Origin of the sequence: Bartonella vinsonii subsp. vinsonii (assembly GCF_902825235.1) — a bacterium.
GTDB classification, from domain to species: domain Bacteria; phylum Pseudomonadota; class Alphaproteobacteria; order Rhizobiales; family Rhizobiaceae; genus Bartonella; species Bartonella vinsonii.
Window position 1 is genome coordinate 1 of sequence record NZ_CADEAJ010000090.1, and the last position, 315, is coordinate 315.

The window sequence follows — 315 nt, forward strand, 5'->3', positions numbered from 1 at the left end:
CAGCACTCACCCCAATATCCTTGCCCGCAACAGCTCCTTCAAAATGCACCGTGCGTGAAACAATATCAACAATATCAACAGCCCCCTTGCCAGAGAAAAAATTGGCTCCCTTTGCTCCAAAGGTGATATCCCCACCTCGCACCTCAAAGCCTTTCAAAAAACCACTCGCATCAATTTCGGGGACACCTGTGGTTAAGGTCGCATGGGGCGTATTGATAAAACCACAACCATCACAACTTATGCCATTGGGATTGGCTATAATCACATCAGCTTGGCGCCCAAAAACTTCCGCTGGACCATTAAGCGCGCTGCGTT

At 48.9% G+C, this 315-nt stretch carries 1 protein-coding gene; it reads right to left on the reverse strand.

Going from position 1 to position 315, the window contains the following annotated elements; all coding sequences use genetic code 11:
- A partial coding sequence (locus J7R12_RS08780) for a two-partner secretion domain-containing protein (RefSeq protein ID WP_208439089.1) occupies nucleotides 1-315 on the reverse strand: 315 nt, incomplete at both ends.